At 38.2% G+C, this 16350-nt stretch carries 14 protein-coding genes; 3 read left to right on the top strand and 11 right to left on the bottom strand.

Annotation, left to right across the window (positions count from 1 at the left end; genetic code table 11):
* Positions 1–5: 5 nt before the first annotated feature.
* From IGI49_RS16960 to IGI49_RS16935, 6 genes are all read right to left on the bottom strand, one after another.
* Positions 6–1868 (bottom strand): glucose PTS transporter subunit IIA, encoded by a 1863-nt coding sequence (locus tag IGI49_RS16960; RefSeq protein WP_429962633.1) that lies wholly within the window; start codon positions 1866–1868, stop codon positions 6–8.
* Between the two features lie 14 nt (positions 1869–1882).
* Positions 1883–3088 carry an enolase C-terminal domain-like protein gene (locus IGI49_RS16955; protein ID WP_429962632.1) on the bottom strand — a complete coding sequence of 402 codons (1206 nt, stop codon included), beginning with the start codon at positions 3086–3088 and terminating at the stop codon, positions 1883–1885.
* A gap of 156 nt (positions 3089–3244) precedes the next feature.
* Positions 3245–4006, bottom strand: a complete 762-nt coding sequence (locus tag IGI49_RS16950) for a MurR/RpiR family transcriptional regulator (protein ID WP_429962631.1) — start codon at positions 4004–4006, stop codon at positions 3245–3247.
* A gap of 297 nt (positions 4007–4303) precedes the next feature.
* Positions 4304–4912 carry a hypothetical protein gene (locus tag IGI49_RS16945; RefSeq protein WP_429962630.1) on the bottom strand — a complete coding sequence of 203 codons (609 nt, stop codon included), beginning with the start codon at positions 4910–4912 and terminating at the stop codon, positions 4304–4306.
* A gap of 143 nt (positions 4913–5055) precedes the next feature.
* Positions 5056–5571: a DUF1456 family protein gene (locus tag IGI49_RS16940; RefSeq protein ID WP_429962629.1), complete on the bottom strand. Its 516-nt coding sequence runs from the start codon at positions 5569–5571 to the stop codon at positions 5056–5058.
* A gap of 335 nt (positions 5572–5906) precedes the next feature.
* Positions 5907–6578 carry a Fic family protein gene (locus tag IGI49_RS16935; protein ID WP_429962628.1) on the bottom strand — a complete coding sequence of 224 codons (672 nt, stop codon included), beginning with the start codon at positions 6576–6578 and terminating at the stop codon, positions 5907–5909.
* Between the two features lie 343 nt (positions 6579–6921).
* Between IGI49_RS16935 and IGI49_RS16930 the strand changes: the two genes are divergently transcribed.
* On the top strand, positions 6922–8382 hold the full coding sequence (locus IGI49_RS16930; RefSeq protein WP_429962627.1) for a helix-turn-helix domain-containing protein: 1461 nt from the start codon (positions 6922–6924) through the stop codon (positions 8380–8382).
* A gap of 184 nt (positions 8383–8566) precedes the next feature.
* A complete protein-coding gene (locus tag IGI49_RS16925; protein ID WP_429962626.1) occupies positions 8567–9505 on the top strand; it encodes an immunoglobulin-like domain-containing protein in 939 nt (312 codons plus the stop codon).
* Between the two features lie 203 nt (positions 9506–9708).
* Here IGI49_RS16925 and rlmH read toward each other — a convergent pair whose 3' ends face one another.
* A complete protein-coding gene (rlmH, locus tag IGI49_RS16920; protein ID WP_429962625.1) occupies positions 9709–10188 on the bottom strand; it encodes a 23S rRNA (pseudouridine(1915)-N(3))-methyltransferase RlmH in 480 nt (159 codons plus the stop codon).
* 350 nt (positions 10189–10538) lie between these two features.
* Here rlmH and IGI49_RS16915 point away from each other — a divergent pair, with 350 nt between their 5' ends.
* On the top strand, positions 10539–11873 hold the full coding sequence (locus IGI49_RS16915; protein ID WP_429964937.1) for a S1C family serine protease: 1335 nt from the start codon (positions 10539–10541) through the stop codon (positions 11871–11873).
* A 61-nt stretch (positions 11874–11934) separates the two neighbouring features.
* On the opposite strand, the gene IGI49_RS16910 is transcribed toward IGI49_RS16915, so the two are convergent.
* From IGI49_RS16910 to IGI49_RS16895, 4 genes are all read right to left on the bottom strand, one after another.
* On the bottom strand, positions 11935–14514 hold the full coding sequence (locus IGI49_RS16910; protein ID WP_429962624.1) for a YfhO family protein: 2580 nt from the start codon (positions 14512–14514) through the stop codon (positions 11935–11937).
* A 201-nt stretch (positions 14515–14715) separates the two neighbouring features.
* A complete protein-coding gene (ytpR, locus tag IGI49_RS16905) occupies positions 14716–15327 on the bottom strand; it encodes a YtpR family tRNA-binding protein (protein ID WP_429962623.1) in 612 nt (203 codons plus the stop codon).
* 105 nt (positions 15328–15432) lie between these two features.
* Positions 15433–15894, bottom strand: coding sequence for a universal stress protein (locus tag IGI49_RS16900; protein WP_429964936.1), 462 nt, complete (start codon positions 15892–15894; stop codon positions 15433–15435).
* Between the two features lie 12 nt (positions 15895–15906).
* A complete protein-coding gene (locus IGI49_RS16895; protein WP_429962622.1) occupies positions 15907–16233 on the bottom strand; it encodes a thioredoxin family protein in 327 nt (108 codons plus the stop codon).
* Positions 16234–16350 lie beyond the last annotated feature (117 nt).

Here is a 16350-nt window from a genome sequence, read left to right as displayed (position 1 = left end):
GGCTTTCAAACAATACTACCAATTTCATTTCCATTCATTTGTGGACCATAGTCAACCTTCAAACGTGCTGCATCCATTTCGGGAAAGACCACGATTATCGAATTATCTTTATTATTTTTCTCAAGAATAGATAGATCAATTTTTGCCAAAAGTGTGTCCTTGTTAACCTTCTGGCCTTCTTCTACTAATATCTCATAACCTTCACCTTGTAATTCGACCGTGTCAATTCCCATATGAATCAATGCTTCTTCACCATTTTCAGCTTTTACAATTACCGCATGTTTAGTTGGAAAAATAGAAGAAATGGTTCCATCGAGTGGTGAGTAAACTTCGCCATTCTCAGGTTTAATTGCAAATCCTTCACCCATCATTTTCTTCGCAAAGACTGCATCATTCACCTCAGTAATACTAGTTACATTTCCTTGAACAGGATTATAAATCTTCTCAATTTTTTCTGATTTTTCAGTCTTCCTTTTTTGTTCTTCCTGCTCCATTGCCTCATTAGGATCAAAGAAGAAGTAAACTAACCCTCCTGCTACCAGCATCCCAGTTAAATGAATGATGAAATAGTCTCTAATTCCAGTAGCACTATATAAATAAGTCACTAGACCAGGAATTGCCGCGACGCCCATTCCGGTACTTTTTGCATGCAATAATCCGGCGATCCAACCAGCAGCTGCTCCACCAGTCAAGGCAAAAAGAAATGGTTTGCCAAACTTTAAATTCACTCCAAAAATCGCTGGTTCCGTGATTCCTAAAAATGCCGGTAAAGAAGCAGACATTAAGAAGCCCCGTTTCTTTTTATCTCGAACTTTCCAGCCCGTTACCAATGCTGCTGTTGCCTGCGCAATGATTCCCCCGGTAATCATCGCATTAAAGGGATTAAAACCCGTGTTGGCCAATAGATCTGTTTCCAGTGCTAAGAAAATATGGTGCATCCCCGTGACAACAATTGCCTGCTGTGTGCCGCCGATAATTAGTCCACCCAAGCCAAACGGCAAACCAATCACTGCTTTGGCTGCACCTAAAACGAGCAACTCAATATACTGACAAATAGGACCAATGATAATCAGACCTAGTAATCCTGCAACCAAAATTGTTGTAAAGGGAGTTACGATCAAATCCAGAACATCAGGGACTCTCTTCTTTAAGAACTTTTCAGTTTTGGCAGCAATAATCGCCACCATCAATGCAGGCAGAACTGAGCCTTGATAACCAACTACATTCAAATCTATCCCGAAAAAGCTGAATGTGATAGCATCCGCTACTCCTTTTGCCACATCGCTAGGGTTGGGCAGTAATGGATTTACCAACATTAATCCCAAAACAATCCCTAATACTGGACTACCTCCAAATTGCTTCATCCCGGCCCAAGCAATTAGAACTGGCAAAAAGGTAAAGGCCGTTTTCATTAAAATTGTTGCGATTGTCAACACGTTAGGATTCATCTCAACCCCAAAAGCATTAATACAGTTAATAAATCCACTAAACAACCCGGTAGCTACTAACACCGGAATGACTGGAATAAAAATGTCACCTAAGATTCTAGATACTTTTTTAGGTAGAGACATTCCTTCATAGAGGTCACCCTTAATATCAGTATTCAACTCATCACTCGAACTTCCGACTACTATGTTATATACCCGATCCACAAAACCTGTTCCTAGAATAATTTGATACTGCTCTCCTGCAAAAAATTGACCCTTAACTCCATCAATAGTCTCAATAGTTGCTTCATCGACTTTTGCTTTATCATTTAAAGTAAGACGTAAGCGAGACGAACAATGCCCAACTGCTCGAATATTTTCTTTCCCACCAATCGCCTCAATGATTGCATTTGCTACTGCTATATCTTTACTTTGATTCATTTTCAATTCCTCCTTTAAGGTCTTCCAGCAGAACCATCAGGTAAACGACACAACGTCCATTCCGCCATACGGTCATGCGTTGGAAAGGCTGCCGCAGCCTCTTCATCAATATCAACACCAATTCCTGGCTGATCATTCAAATAAATATACCCATCCTTGGCAACTGGGGTACCTGGAAATACTTTATAGGTGTTTTCCTTGATACTGCAGCTCCATTCTTGAATGCCAAAATTCGTTGATGTGATACTCAAATGTGTATTCACTGCATGTCCAATTCCAGTCATGTCGCCAGGCCCATGCCAAGCTGTTCTAACGCCATAGGCATCTGCCAGTGCAATAATTTTCCTTGTTGGGGTAATTCCACCTACTTGACTAAGATGAAGTCTCAAATAGTCAATCGTACGATTTTGAATAAGATCCATCCACTCATGCGGATTGTTGAATAATTCCCCCATCGCCAAAGGAATGTTCGTATGTGCTCTCAAATGCTCAAACCATTGAACCTGCTCGGGTGGCAATGCATCCTCTAGGAAGAGTAGATCAAATTTTTCTAATTGATTGGCAAATTTCACTGCGTCACTCGGTGTTAACCGTTCATGAACATCGTGACAAAGCTTGATGGAATCACCAAATTTTTCTCGTAATTTTTCAAACCCTTCAATCATCGTCTTCATGTAAACATCTGGATCGTAATAGACTCCTGGAGTGCTTTCATTTGGCAGATGCATGGCTTGATTATTGCCCCCGTAGCCGCCAATCTGTACTCGAATTTGTCTCCATCCTTGATCTACTCTCGTCTGTACCAGTTCAACGGCATCACTGACACTCTGTGCATCTGCATGAATATACGCTGGAACTGCATCACGAACTTTTCCACCAAACAATTGATAAAGAGGCATATTAGCTAATTTCCCTTTAATATCCCATAACGCCATATCAATACCAGACAATGCATTGTTCAGTACAGGTCCATTTCTCCAATAACTGCTTACCGAAGCTGTTCGCCAAATGTCTTCGATGCGCTGCGGATCTTTTCCTATCAAAAAGGGTTTTAAATACTTTTCAATAGCTGTTACTACTACTTCATATCGTTGCGTAAATGTGGCACAACCTACTCCGTAAATACTTGGATCATTCGTTATTACTTTGACAGCTACTAAGTTAATTCCTTCCGGAGCTGTTGCAATGACTTTGATGTCCTTAATTACTAACGCTTTCATAAATAATAAGACCTCTTTCCTAAATTTGACTCAAGTATAATCGATTCTTTTTTCTGCGCCTATAGATCCTGACAGCTTATGTAAATGATTCAGCGATAGATTCTTTTCCCAAAAACTGGAATTTTTCCCAGCTTACCAAATAAAAAAACTCCCCAATCAGGGAGTTGCCTCTTGTTTATACTCTATATAGCGTAGAAATAAAATACTGACTAAAATAAAATATGGATCAAGTACACTGTACTTTTTTCCTTTACCAATTGGTACTTGGTCTAAGTTCACAAAAATATTTTCATTGCTGAAGTGAGCAATCTGATTCTCAGAAAAGCTGGTAATGACAACAAACGGAACCCCCTTTACCTTCAAATCTTTAGCAAATGAATGGGCATTGTCAGATCTTCCTTTTAGCGAAATAATAAAAACTAAATCCTCCGTAGTTAAAGTATCCGTCAAAGAGCCAATCTCGTCCACTCCTTCAACTACGTAGAAATGTTCATCTCCTGCTAGAAAAACCCGACGCATTTCCTGGGCAACCGCTCTCTGTAAGGTTCCAGTACCATAAATAAACACCTTTTTACTATTTTGAATAAGCTGGAATACCGTTGTAAAATCACGATACTTTAATTCATTCATTGAATTAGAAATAATTGATACATAACGATCAATTAAGTTTCCTTCCAATTCCTCTGCCTCTAACTCCAATTTCAAAGCATATTTTAGTTCTGAAAAACCATTAAATGATATCTTCTGTGCAAATCGATGAATACTCGATTTTGAATAATTACATTTTTTTGCCAAATCAATTAACGTTGATTCTGATGCTTCTTTTTTATGATTAGAAATATATTTCCAGATAGCCAAATCATTATCATTAAGCTCGAAAAAGTACTTACTTACTAGCTCTTCTACTTTATTAGACACTGCTTTCCACCCCGTTAAGCCGTATTTTCTTCATTGTACAACATAATAAAAGGCTTAGCGATATGGTTTTGTGTTGAGAGAATTGATGTGTCAGTATTATTTAAATTTTTAACCACCTCTTTGTGGAAATTATTAGTTTTAGCTGTTGATTTTGGACTTGTATCATTTTTAGTACAAAGGCAGCGTATCCACACCGAAACCGAAAAAAACCACTCAACAACGACATTGATTGGCTAATTTTCGTACTCAACTATTCAATTCAATCGAGAACTTGTTCGTCTTATCATTTTAAGTTCTCTATTCACTCAACCAGACAACATCATCAATGATCTGATAAATTGTATCTTCTGAATTTTCTTCTATTAAATAGGCTGAATTTATAATTTTATTTACATCTTTTAAGGACCATAGTTTATTCTTTACATCTTCAAACATTTCTTGCTTAGACCATTGCGTTAGAAATATTCCTTCGTCCCAAGTTAACTGGGTAGATGCTTCAATTTTTAGCTCTGCAGGTAAGGCAGCACTAGATTCAACCTCTGAAAAGAGCGTATCATAGTTATGCAATGATTCGCGATAACTTGCTACAACCTGTGATTGCATGAAGTCATTTTTGAATATCCATATCTTTAAGTAATAAGGTTCATCAAGTTCTTCCAACCTTTTCTTCCAAGAAAGATAAACATCAATTAATGCATGAACGATCAAACGTTTATACCAATTAGGTAACGTGTACTTTCTAAGGGAACAAAATGGACAGCTCCACAGCTTTGCGTAGTAGATAGATTTTTGTTCCAACTCATCTAAGTCTAAAACTTCATTGTCCATTATCCAATAATCTACATCCTTTAACCGTCTTTTCCACCCGCGAAGCTTTTGTTTTTTATAGTCAAATTTCCATCCCATATTATCTCCTAATTTAAAGCCTAAACCTCATTTATCTTACTCAAAAATCCATCAGACAATGCATATTGATGGCATTTTGCATACATTCTGAGTTTATAAATATCAAGGGGCGTGAACTTTTTAGATTATAAAGCAAGCGTTGATCACTTCTCTCGATTTTCCTCGCTCCGATAAACCAAACCTAATCCTTTTAAGAAATTACGCGCATACTTATCTCCACAAGGTTTGAAGTTGCGATGTCCTTCTTTTCGTAAAATAGCCCCAAGCTCCCCCTTTGAAGGATAGACTTTTGCCTCAGCAAGAATGGCCAACATGTCATCACTAGTCAGGAATAGTGCAATCTTCAGCTTTTTCAGAAGAATATTATTGATATATTTGATCTCCTTGTTTTGAGGCTGTACTTCTTCCACAGGTTTATCTTTTTGCGGACCGCGTTTAAGAATGATGAAACCATTCAAAAAGGCATCTAATTCTTGATTGTCTATAGGCTTCAAATACACATTGTCTTCCTCACGTGAAGCAGGCTTCACTTTAGTCAACATCTTATGCATATCGTCCTTAGTAATCGTGATTCCACCTAGCTCAAAAGCTTCGATAAGATCAGCATCCTTAATATCAATTGCATATCTTAAACGTAACAATCTGTCATTATTGTTCATTTAATATCTCCTTGTTTTCGTTTTTCTAATTGAAAATCTCGAGTATAGATTTCATTCATCATACCTGTTGTAGTATACCTTACAATCAATTGCTTTAGTGAGGCAAATGGAAATTTAGCAAGATACTCCAGACTATCCAGACTATGTAGTACCTTTCTGTTCATACAGGAATTATTGTAAATAAGGATCGAGACAATGGGGACTTGTTGCTAACAGCTTCACGAAAAAGACATTTAGAATTACACATATGTAGGAAACATTCCTGTACATAAGGTGTAATTTCTAAACGCCTTTATTCATTCAAAGCAAAAAGTCATTGCTATTACTAAGCTTAACTATGGGAATTCAGTCATTCGTTCACGTTCAAATACCATTGATTCCCTAAATAATTTTGCCAAGGATTCACTATCCTGTTCTCCTAGATATTCCATATATTGACCTCGCCATTCTTTTCTGATAACAATCGGCACTCCTAAATATTTCATACTCAGGTACATCAATAGTAGGCGTCCGGTTCGCCCATTTCCATCAGAAAAAGGATGGATTCGTTCAAACTGAATATGAGTATCTGCTAATACTTCCAAAATTTCTTGTTCATCAGTTAATAAATCTAGACGGTAGTTTGTATTGTCAGCCCATTGACTCATTAGTAATGGCATTTCCTCCGGCACAGCCGTTTTGAATTCCGCTCCACGGATCGCATTTTGCTGCGTTTTAAACTGACCCTTATCATGCTGCAGACGATCTGTTAGCAGAAAATGAAATTGCTTGATTTCTGCTATATCTAATGACTGATTTTCAGCTAACAATCCGATCAAATAATCAAAGGCTTGCTTATGATTTTCAATTTCATAAAATTCACGAATGCTTTTACCGCTGCTGGGAAGCGTTCCTTCTAAAATGATAGAGACTGTCTGTGGCAAACTTATTGTGTTGCCTTCTATTCCACTGGAATGATACGCCATTCGGACAAGCACATCATCTAAATAATCTTGAGAAACATCCATGTCTTTTCCTCCCCACTCGTGCTTACACTATTTTATTATACCTTAATCGAGCTACTCAAAACACTTGTAGCTTTTATATCTACACTGACACTAGCATCTAATGTTCAAATGTCCTCAAAAAAATACTTACTTATATTACGAACCCACATATCGCAAATAATACTTTCAAAAACCGCATTACTCAGTATCCCTCTCCCTATCATAAACCAATGATAGTCATGACTTTTCTCGATAGCATCAGATTTCTTATTACTATAGCTAGTGACAAAAATCCGGAATGTTCGTGATTTTTGCAGGTGGTCAGACTATAATAAATGTAGTGATGAGGAGTGGAGGTAGTACGGTGATTGAAGCATTTATTGAAAAGGATGTTATTCGACAAGTCAAGTTGATCGAATACCTTTATGAGTTAGAAAAGCTGACCTTGCGTGAGGTTGCCAAGCGACTACAAGTGACAACGAATACAGTGAAACGAGACTTTGATAAAGTCGTCTTAATATTAGAGGAGCAAATCGAGTTTTCTGAAATCACCAGTACAACGATTTCCATTATTTTTAATAGCTCCTTTACGCGTTATGAATTAATTAAAATGATCTACCAAGATTCGTATTTTTTAAAAACATGTGCGTATTATTTGCTTGGTGAATCCGATTATCTGACTCTAGTAGAAGCAGAATTTATTTCAGTTGCTAAAGCTTTCACAATAAAGAAACAGGTAGAAAACTATTTCAAGGCAGCAGAGATCATGGACGAAAATGGTGCCTTCATTAATAATGAAATTCGCTATCGTTTAGTCCTTATTTCTGTTTGGATGCGATGCGATGTATTGGATAGGCTGATTGTTTCAGATAAGTATAAAACTGCTACTGTTTTTGTTGATCAAGTCTTATTCAAGTTTGCCAATGGCTACGAAAAAAACAAAAGAGAATATCAATTTTTGCTGCTGAATACCTACTTGTCGCTCAGTCGCTTTAAAGATTTTTCTTTAATTTATGAAGAAGAAGCCATTACCTATTTGAAAAATACACCGACTTTTCAACAACTGATGGATGTTAATGACTTGATTTTAACGAAAGAAAAATTACCAGAAACTGAAATTCAATATCTGGCTTCGATTTATAAAACGATCCCTTTAAACACGAGTAATTACTTAATTGTGGAAATGAACTATCAGAGGGAAAGAGAATTGATGATCGATAAAAACTTTATGGTTCGACAATTGCTTAAAAATTTTGAAGATGAATTTTCTGCTGATTTGTTCAACCATATTCTATTTGAAAAACCCTTTATGAATTTTATCTATTCTTTATGGCAGGAAACCCAAGCTTTTTCTGTTGAAAAGCATTTTTATCTAAGTGACCAGCAATTACAGTTAGCAGAAAGAATCAAGCAAGTCTTAGAATCTTGGCAGAAACACTTCCATTTAGAAACAGAAGTCATATTCAATCAGACCACACTTGAAAAGTTCTGCTCTCAAGTAACCGTGAGTTTGATGCAAAAAAGAACCCCAAAATTTGTTTTTTTCTTTATTGCAGAAGATGAACTATCCCATACTATTTACCGGGAGAACTTAAAACGTTGGTTGAACTTGGACTATAATGTTATTGATAGCACTATGTATTATTCCTTAGATGAATTACCAATTTATGTCAAAGACTGGCCAAGTATCGTTATATGCGAGCGATCGCTAAAATACGATTTCACGATTCCCGATTCACTCACCTTCTTTGCAATCTCACGAAACTCGATTTTAGAGGATACCAAAAATATTTTATCCTATGTTTATAACTGGAAAACTGAATAATACCTCAAAAGAAGACAGCTGTACCTTAGAAAAGCCATTCTGGCACTAGGGCTACAGCTGTTTTCTTTATTTTTTCATCTTTTGTGAAAATCCATGAAATAAGATAGAAAATATCCTGGAAAAGAAATTGTATACTACTCTCGAAAAAAGAAATAAATCTATTTTATTAAAGGGAGTGTTTACAATGACTGCATTAAAAAAAGCAATGATTTTTTCTATTGGTTTATTGTTACCACTGACTTTTCTAGGATTCGCAAAGCAAGATGATCATTCTAATGCAAGTGCAAAAGACACGATGCCCCCTAAAATCGAGCATATCGCAGACTGCACGTTGACATTGAGCGAAGCAAAAAATTTTGATCCAATGGAAAATGTACAATCTTTTGATAACGTAGATGGAAATCTAACAGAAAAAATAAAGCTAAACAGTGACTTAAAGAAGGATACGGTTGGAAAATATGAATTGATTTACTCTGTAGCAGACAGCAGCGGCAATAAAACTTCTAAAAAACGAACAGTCACAATTGTTCCAGACAAAGAAGCCCCTTCAACTGTTGAGCCTGCTGTTTCTGATCAACCAAAATCCGTTGAAGCAGATACTCCAGTTGCTGAAAATAATCCGGACGTTTCTGAAACTGTAGAACCAGTTGCGGATAATACTCTTTCAGAAAATCAACCTGCCTTGGTCGAAGAGAATACAGCACCCGTTCCTGAAGCTGAACCAGTCATGATCCAACAAAATTCTACTATCAGCTTTTTAGGTAGTACCATTCCCTTCATCAATTGTAATGGCGCTAGTGCAGCTCCTAGCAGCGGCGCCGGTACATGGACAGGGACAGGAATGGTCAATGATGGCGCACCTACCCACTTCATTGGGCATAATCCTGGTGACTTTGCACCAGTAATGAACATCACAGTGGGCACACCAATTACCGTAGTTGATGGGCAAGGCAACACCCGTACCTACACAGTTTATGAAGTACTTGATGTCTATGATGACGGAATTAATGTCCATGACCCAAACGACGATATTTGGGGTAGAGTAATTGATGCTGGGGGAGAACGCATCTCTCTTCAAACCTGCATCACTGATTCAGTGAATCGAATCGTTTTAGCAAGCTAAAAACAATTCTACAGATCAATAAAATGAACCCTGTAAATAGTACGCAGAAAAAACGTGTACAAGTTTACAGGGTTCATTTTGTTCAGTGATCCTATTTTTATTGATTCAACCTCTTTTTGTTTAGTGTAAGAATGTATACATAGAAAAATAGTTAAATGGATGCTTCATTATGGCAGCCTCTTGATCGGAGGATACTGTTTCAGTTACTTATGATATGGACTATTCGTATTTATCCGAAACGCTCGATAAATCTGCTCCACCAAAATCAACCGCATCAGCTGATGAGGATAGGTCATCTTCCCAAAGGATATTTGAGCATTGCTGCGCTTCATGACTTCTGGACTTAGACCTAATGATCCACCGATAACAAAGACGAATTGACTGTTGCCAGAAACCTGCAGCCGATCCAGTTGGGCTGCAAAATCTTCGCTGGTGGGATTTTTACCTTCTATAGCTAGTGCATAAACGTATTCGCCTTCTTTGATCTTGGATAGAATCCGTTCGCCTTCTTTTTGTTTGACCTGCTCCATCTCGGCTTCGCTTAATTTTTCGGGAGCTTTTTCATCAGGTACCTCTAAAATCGTTATTTTTGCGTATTTCGACAAACGTTTGACATACTCAGCAATCCCTTGAATTAAGTACTTCTCTTTGAGCTTTCCCACAGTTATGATTTTAATATTCATTTTATTTTCCTCTTTTCCACTTTTTTATCCACACTAATCACAGGTTTATCCACAAAACTAGTGGATAAAAAGCCTGTTTTGACACGAATGTTCTTTGCAAACATATGTTTTCCCCAGACTTATCCCCGTTATCCACACAACTGTGGATAACTATATATTGCTTTTTAACATAGTTTTCCCAGACTTTTCCACTAGAATTGTGGAAAAGTGTTCTAAATTTTTTCATGTTATAAAAAATAATTACCTAACTTCTTCATAAAAAAGTCAAAACACCATAGTAGACTAACCTTAGATAAAAATACTATACTCAATATAACGTATATTTAAGTAAAGGTGGAGGAATAAAAATGATGGATAGAAATGATATGACCCCTACTCCAAAAAAATCTAATGGTTTCTTTAAACGTTTTGGTATTGGCCTATTAGGCGGTTTGGTTGGGGCAGGCTTGATATTTGGGATTTACTATGCAGCAACTAGTGCTGGTTCTGGTGACAATGTCAGCGGCTCGCCAAGTGCTGGCAGTACTCAGGTCAGCAACATGAAGGTTGACGCAAATTCAGACATTACTGGCGCTGTTGAAAAAGTTCAAGGCGCAGTAGTCTCCGTGGTTAACTTGCAAAAACAACAGCAACAGCAGCAAAATGGTTTAGGCGGCTGGTCAGATATTTTTGGCGGCGGTAATAGCGGAAACAGTGGCGAAGAATCCCAGGATAGCCAAAGTGAAAGCGACAGTGACGGCAATTTAGTAGAGGCTTCTGAAGGCTCTGGTGTCATTTATAAACGTGAAGGAAACACAGCATACGTAGTAACCAATAATCATGTTGTTGAAGGTCAAAATGGGTTGGAAGTATTGCTAAAAGATGGTTCCAAGGTAAAAGCTGAACTAGTCGGAACCGATACTTATACCGACTTGGCTGTTTTAAAGATTGAGTCGGACAAGGTTGCGGACATTACACCTGCTACTTTTGGGGATTCTGACAGCTTGAAGGCTGGAGAACCAGCGATTGCTCTAGGTTCTCCATTAGGTTCTCAATATGCAAACTCCGTGACTGCAGGCATCATTTCTTCACTGGGTCGTCAAGTAGTCAGCCAAACGAGTGAAGGTCAATCTGTGAATATTAATGCCATTCAAACAGATGCTGCAATCAACCCTGGGAACTCCGGTGGTCCACTAGTAAACATTGCCGGACAAGTTATCGGTATTAACTCTAGTAAAATTGTTCAAACTGAATCTAATGTAAGTGTTGAAGGGATAGGTTTTGCAATCCCAAGTAATGATGTGGTGAATGTCATCAATCAACTGGAAACTGATGGAAAAGTAACCCGACCTGCTTTAGGAATTACTATGCATAACCTGTCGGACTTAACTAGTCAACAGCAAGAACAAATCGTGAAGGTGCCTAGCTCTGTGACTCAAGGTGTGGTTGTTGCATCTGTTCAAGGAGCTACCCCAGCTGAGAAAGCCGGCTTGAAGCAATATGATGTGATTACCAAAATCGATGGTGAAAATGTTTCTACTGGTGTTGAACTGCAATCAGCTTTGTACAAACATAAGGTTGGCGACACAGTTGAAATTACCTACTATCGCGAAGATAAAGAGCATACAACTAAAGTTGAACTGTCACTAGATTCTAGCGCATTGCAAAAACAAGCAACTAACCAACAAAATCAACAAGGTGAATAACTAAAAGGGCGGTCGCGAGATCGTCCTTTCCCATATGCAAAAGAAGCAGAGAAATCCCCAATTACTTGGTCGATTTCTCTGCTCCTTTGCGTTTTATCAGTGGTTTGTAGACAACATAATAACCAATTACACCAATCATTACAACAATGGATACGATGCCTCCAACAACAGGTGCTGTCGGCCTGTAGACAAGTCGAATCTGATGGCTTCCCTTTTTAGGAACATTAACTGACAAAAAACTGCCGAAAACTTTATTAGTCTCTACTTGCTGATTATCAATATAAACCTTCCAGGCATCATCGTAAGGAATCGACAAGTACACTGTCTGATTGTCTTCCTCAGCGTTTAACGTGCCTCGCAGCTGATCGTCTCGTTGTCCTTTTAAATCAAATGCAAATTCATACTTATCATTCAACAGTTGATCAAAGTTTGTTTCATCCAACGTAGCGATTTCTGCCTGTTTAAAGTTAAAGTCTTTCTTACCTTTCAACTCAACCGTAACCTGCTCACCAGCTTCAAAATCGCCTAAGTTGAACAACTGATTGGTTTGAATCCCAATTGCCGTTTGGTGTTTTTTGCCATTGACTAACAGCTCATCTACATTCTTCCAATAAACCTTAGGCAAATACATGAAAAGCTTACCGTTCTCAGTGGTCTCTAAGGTAAAGGTATTAGGTGTCGTTCCTAGAGTCATTTTAGCTGGTTGGAAATAGTGCTTCTCCTGTTTCTTCAGTGCCTGCAAAATACTTTCCTGGTTTTCGATTACCTTGTTAGGCTGCAATTTTACTTGGCTGTCCTCCAACAGCAACCCCATTCCTAATGCTTCAGTATTCTCGTACACATAGAGATTATGGGATTGCTTAATAGCCTCCCGATCATCTATATCCTGCGGCTTAATAGAATAGCGAATATTCAACAATAAATTCAATACTGGATTTTCATCTACATAAGTAAAGCGTCGGACATTCCGCGAATAAATTCCCAAATTGACTAAGGTATCCAAAACATCCTTTTCCAAAGTAGACGTATAACTAGAAATATCAGCAAAATTATACAAAAAGGAGTCATTGTAGCTGTTGTAGGCAATCGAAAAGCCATCATTTTTTTGATCCGTCTTTTCATTGATTCGCCAGAGTGTCGGCGAAGAGTTCAGCCCCTCAATCAGCTCACTTTGATTGTCGTAAAAATCGGCGAACTTGCTTTGACTGCCAAAGGGAACCGCTCTTAGAGATTGCTGATAATTAAAGCCTAGCTCGAAAAAGGTCACACAAGCGATAATGCCAATTAACCAGTGATAGTTTTTCCGCTTCATCACAATAAGTAAAAATACGTACAACCAAATTAGCAGCAAGCTATACCAAAGATAAGCCGTATTTCCTATCAGTTCATTTTTAATAAACCAGCGTTCACTCAGTGATCGTTCAAAATTTACACTTACTGGTGCCAGTAAAAGCAAGATAGTAAATACACCTGCAGCCTTGACCAAAGTCTGAGTCACTTGCTCCTTATCCAGTTTCAACCAAGCCGCATAAGCAAAGCGAATCATCAACAAACTGAAAATGAACACATTACGGTAAGGAAATCCGGCCGGACTTTGAAACATGTGCCAGACTGTATTAATCAGTTGGACAATAAAGGACAAAAACAAGGCCAACATCAAGAAGAAGGTACCCTTTTTTTCACGTTTATCAATCTGTTTACAAAAGAAGTAGGTGATAAACAATAAAACCATTAAGATACCTGAGTACATCGTCGGCAGATGCTGTAGGCGATCCTCGAACTCATAGGTACCTATTCCCAGTTCTCCAAAAGCTGACAAAGCGAACCGAGGAGTTGGAGCAAAGCTTAGCGGATCAAAATTGGTTTTCGCAGTCCGCAGCATTCCCACTAATGATGGAAGTAAAATAAAGCTGGTAGCAATCCCCGCTAAAAAAGAAACGACAAAAAACTTCTGCCACTCGCGCCAGAGGGTCTTTAATTTCCAAGCACCTTTTTCCGGATGACCCAGCCAGTAAAGATATACGCTGTAAATAACAGCATATAAGCAAACCATGTAGCCTAAATAATAATTAGTTACGATCGTCGCAAACAGCGAGAGCCCATACAGTGCTCCGGTTTCCTTCCGCCATAGTTTTTCTAAGCCAAAGGTCACTAGCGGCAGTAAGATCAGCGCATCCAGCCACATAAAATTTAAGCTGTAAGCCACCACAAAGCCGCATAAGCTGTAGGACGTTGAAAAGATGATTGTTGTAAAGCTAGGCTTACCGAAGTGGCGAGCCAAATAGTAATACATAGTACTTCCCATCGTAGCGATTTTGGCAGTAATGATCCAGATTAATGCAATCGGCAGGTTTTTATCTTGAAAGAACAGACAAATCAAATTATAAGGACTGATTAAATAATAGCCGCTCAAGGCCTCGATTGAACCACCAATACCGTTTGAGAAGGAATACAGACTGACTCCTTCATCAAAGAATCGCTTAAACAGACTCATGAACTCCAAGTACTGAGTTCCGATGTCACTCACTAATAAATTGTTATCACCAAAAGGAGCAATCGCCAGTGAGTGCCAAATCAACAGCATGATAACAAACGGCACTAGAAAACTCCCTAGTCCGCGCAAAAATTTCTGTCTGGTCATTTCAACCTCCTTGATACAAAATTTCATTTTTTCAGAAATTTTCTTTATTCTAATCAAGGATAGCCATTATCTGAATTTCTGTCAAAAGTCTTAAGACCGATTTAACAAACAATTAGTAGGATATTTTTCAAAAAAACACGGTTTTTTATGATTTTCAGCAAAAAAATAGCCAAACGAAGGGGTTCTTCGTTTAGCTATTGCTTATTTTCCTACTTGAAAAGCTTCGCCCACTACGGCATCTTCATTAAGAACCAAGATTCCTTTTTTCTCTGAGGCATTCGGCAGATGCAATTCTTTAGCTGAACAAATCATGCCATAGCTTTCCACGCCCCGTAATTTGCCAGGCCAGATCATTAAACCATCAGGCATCATAGCACCTGGTTTAGCAACTACCACTTTTTGTCCAGCCGCAATATTGCTGGCACCGCAGACAATTTGCAGTACTTTTCCGTTATCTACTTCTGTTTCAGTGATATGCAAATGGTCTGAATCAGGATGATCGACACAGGTCCTCACGTAGCCTACTACGATTTTCGGTTCATCGTCTGATGCTAAGCGTTCTTCAAAACCAGCCATTTCCATTTGTTTATTCAATACACCAATTTCTTCATCATTCAAAGTTACCTGACCCTTGCCTTCAATCGTCAAATATTCGGAGACGTTGAAGAAATTCCAAGCAACAGTTTGTCCTTCGTTGGTTTGAATACGCGCAACATTTGCTTTACGCTCAGTTTGATTTTCTTTGTTTTCATCATTGGCAACGATCACTAGTAGTGTATCGCCGATTGTTTCCTTATTATAAGCAAAAATCATGCTGTGACCTCCCTTTAATCCTCTGGTATCTTAACAAAAAAAGCAAAAAAGTTCATGAGAGATTTTTCATTTAATAAAACTACTTTGATGCAAAAGAAAAGCTGGCTATTCACCAGCTTCTTTACTTGGATGAACGATAAGTACATCACAAGGTGCTTCCTTAATGACATAGCTTGCTACACTACCAGTCATAAACCGTTCAACCGCATTTAACCCCGATTGTCCAACCATAATTAGATCAATGCCATATTTTTCTGGCAGCTTGTGAGCCATCGCTTCTTTGGCCGATCCGTAAGCCAAGATTCCTTCCACTTCATCGTAGCCGAAATCCTTGGCAAGCTTCCGATACTCAGTGATTAGCTGTTTGGCATCATTGGTTTGCTGATCAATGATGTTTTCGTTTAACGAAGAATAGCCCATAATATTGTAGGCTTGATTGTCCAAGACATGTGCGACATAAACCTTCCCTTGATTACGTTTAGCAACAGACAGGGCGTTCTTGAATGCCTCAAGTGCTTGATCACTACCATCCGTACCTACTAAGATGCGCTGATAATTTTGTATAATCATTTCTTTCACTTACCCTTCCACTTTTTCCAAAAAGTCCACGATCTCTTCTTTCGTCTTACGGTTCTTATTTACCAGACGCCCTAACTCTTCTCCGTCATTAGTCACAACAAAACTAGGAATTCCAAAAACATTCCATTCAGCGGCTACATCCAAATAGTCATCTCGATCGACTTGAATGAACTGAAACTGAGGAAAAGCTGCTTCAATTTCCGGCATTTGCGGCTTGATAAAGCTGCAGTCACCGCACCAATCGGCAGTAAAGAAGAAGATATTTTTCCCTTTTTTTACATAATTAGCTAGTTCCTCAATATTTTTTGGAATAATCATTTGCGTCACGACCTTTTCTTTTGTTACTTTAATTATACACGTTTCTTTTTGTTTTGCGAAAGAAAGTATTTTGGCAATTAAACAGACCTTTTAAGCAAATCTATGTTAAAATTGATGGGAAATAGA

It is taken from the genome of Enterococcus sp. AZ071, assembly GCF_050499065.1.
Classification (GTDB): domain Bacteria; phylum Bacillota; class Bacilli; order Lactobacillales; family Enterococcaceae; genus Enterococcus_A; species Enterococcus_A ferrettii.
The sequence above is the reverse complement of the archived record's forward strand: the minus strand, read 5'-3'. Positions and strand labels throughout refer to the sequence as shown.

Coding starts and splice junctions, on each gene's coding strand:
- IGI49_RS16960 (WP_429962633.1), bottom strand. CDS start 1,868: ATGAATCAAAGTAAAGATATAGCAGTAGCAAATGCAATCATTGAGGCG.
- IGI49_RS16955 (WP_429962632.1), bottom strand. CDS start 3,088: ATGAAAGCGTTAGTAATTAAGGACATCAAAGTCATTGCAACAGCTCCG.
- IGI49_RS16945 (WP_429962630.1), bottom strand. CDS start 4,912: ATGGGATGGAAATTTGACTATAAAAAACAAAAGCTTCGCGGGTGGAAA.
- IGI49_RS16940 (WP_429962629.1), bottom strand. CDS start 5,571: ATGAACAATAATGACAGATTGTTACGTTTAAGATATGCAATTGATATT.
- IGI49_RS16935 (WP_429962628.1), bottom strand. CDS start 6,578: ATGGATGTTTCTCAAGATTATTTAGATGATGTGCTTGTCCGAATGGCG.
- IGI49_RS16925 (WP_429962626.1), top strand. CDS start 8,567: ATGACTGCATTAAAAAAAGCAATGATTTTTTCTATTGGTTTATTGTTA.
- rlmH (WP_429962625.1), bottom strand. CDS start 10,188: ATGAATATTAAAATCATAACTGTGGGAAAGCTCAAAGAGAAGTACTTA.
- IGI49_RS16915 (WP_429964937.1), top strand. CDS start 10,539: ATGGATAGAAATGATATGACCCCTACTCCAAAAAAATCTAATGGTTTC.
- IGI49_RS16910 (WP_429962624.1), bottom strand. CDS start 14,514: ATGACCAGACAGAAATTTTTGCGCGGACTAGGGAGTTTTCTAGTGCCG.
- ytpR (WP_429962623.1), bottom strand. CDS start 15,327: ATGATTTTTGCTTATAATAAGGAAACAATCGGCGATACACTACTAGTG.